The sequence below is a fragment of the Streptomyces celluloflavus genome (assembly GCA_000720995.1).
In the GTDB taxonomy this organism is placed as follows: Bacteria; Actinomycetota; Actinomycetes; order Streptomycetales; family Streptomycetaceae; genus Streptomyces; species Streptomyces celluloflavus.
This window is the reverse complement of sequence record JOEL01000118.1, coordinates 1-1,772: the sequence shown is the minus strand read 5'-3', so window position 1 is coordinate 1,772 and position 1,772 is coordinate 1. Positions and strand designations below refer to the sequence as shown.

Genomic DNA, 1,772 nt, shown 5'->3' with positions numbered 1-1,772 from the left:
GGCCTGGCGGCACCGTTACGGCGGGCAGCTGTTCCAGCAGTGGGCGGCCGCGCTGGCGGCACTCGCCCGGCTGGAGGGCGAAATGCCCCCGCCGCGCCCCCTCCCACCCCCACCACAGATCACTGACACGGGCACCACGGCTCACCCGACCGGCACCAGGGTGCACCGCACGGGCAAGGCTGCTCGCCCGACCGACCTCACGGCTCGCCCCACGGGCACGGCAAGTCGGCCCACCCGACCCGACCGGCACCACGGCGCGTCCGACCGCCCCCACCAGCACCACGGCCCGCCCGACCGCCCCCGAGGCTCACCCCACAGACACAACACCCGCCTCGTCGGCCTCGTCGGCCTCGTCGGCCTCGTCGGCCTCGTCGGCCTCGTCGGCCTCGTCGGCCTCGTCGGCCTCGTCGGCCTCGTCCTCACCTCCCGAGGCGCCTCAGGAAGTCCGCAAGGGCTGTGCGCAGGTCTTCGGGCGTCCACTCCGTCGCCGATGAGTCGATCGTCACCTCCGTCATCGCCAGGCCGGCCAGGCCAGGCTCGGACCATGTGCGGAACAACGCCGTCCGGGTCTCCTCCGCCTGCCGTATCCCGGCCTCGTTCAACTCCGCGGCCGGGTGCGGCAGCCACAGCTGGAACTGATGGGTGTGCGGTACCCGCGGGTGCACCCTGAACCACGGCACACCGGCCTCGGCCAGCCCGTCCCCCAGAATCCGTGCGACGGCCTTCGCGCGTGCCACGTACTCCGGCAGCCGGGGCAGTTCGCGCTCCAGCCCGGCGAGTGCCGCCAGCGCGGCCGGCCACTGCTGGAACAGCTGCCCGCCGTAACGGTGCCGCCAGGCCCGTGCCTCCTCGACGAAGTCCTCCGAGCCCGCCAGCGCCGCGCCGGATATGCCGTCCAGGGACTTGTAGTACGACACATACACGCTGTCCGCGAGAGCGGCGATCTCCGGAAGCGGACGCCCGAAGTGTGATGTGCACTCCCACAGCCGCGCGCCATCGAAATGCACCACCGCGTCACGCTCCCGCGCCGCCTCGACGGTCGCCGTCAGCTCCGCCCACTCCGGCAGTACGAACCCGGCGTCCCGCAGCGGCAGTTCCAGGGCGAGGGTGCCGAACGGCTCCTGGAGACCGGATATCTCCGCGGCGGTCGGCAGTCGCGGTTCGCTCGTCGGATGCACCATGCGCAATCCGCTCACCACCGCATAGGCGTCGCGCTCATGCACTTCCATGTGGGACAGCGGATGTCCGGCGACCGTCGTGCTGCCCGTACGCCCCGCCCAGCAGCGCAGCGCCACCTGCTGCGCCATCGTGCCGGTCGGGAAGAAGGCCGCGGCCTCGGTGCCCAGGACGTCGGCGGTCCGGCGCTCCAGCTCGCCGACGACACCGTCGTCGTTGCCGTAGATGTCCGTCCAGTCGGCCAGGTCGTACGCGGCGGGCGCGTCGGCCACCAGGCGGGCCAGCTGCTCGCGGAGCGTCCGGCCGGGCGAACCGCCCGCCAGCACCCGCTCCGCTCCATGCCGCGCGGCCAGCATCGGCGACCGCTCCGCCGAGGATCCACCCGCCGAGGATCCACCCGCCGAAGACCCGCCCGCCGGGCCCGCCCCGTCGGCCTCCGCACCCGGCAGGCCGGACTCCACCCCCGTGCCTCCGACGCTCACGCCCACGTCCTCCGCGTCCGCCTCCCGACGGCCCGGCCCGCCCGCACTCGGCCCACCCACGCCCGGCCCGCCCGCACTCGGCCCACCCACGCCCGGCCCGCCCGCACCCGGAGC

Annotated in this window: 1 protein-coding gene; it reads right to left on the bottom strand. The window is 74.4% G+C overall.

The window, feature by feature from the left end:
- Positions 1 to 419: 419 nt before the first annotated feature.
- On the bottom strand, positions 420 to 1,532 hold the full coding sequence (locus IH09_RS36100) for a threonine aldolase family protein (RefSeq protein ID WP_052861975.1): 1,113 nt from the start codon (positions 1,530 to 1,532) through the stop codon (positions 420 to 422).
- Positions 1,533 to 1,772: the final 240 nt, after the last annotated feature.

What these genes read in the sequence shown, in the direction of transcription:
- IH09_RS36100 (WP_052861975.1), bottom strand. Translation starts at nt 1,532, where the DNA reads ATGCTGGCCGCGCGGCATGGAGCGGAGCGGGTGCTGGCGGGCGGTTCG.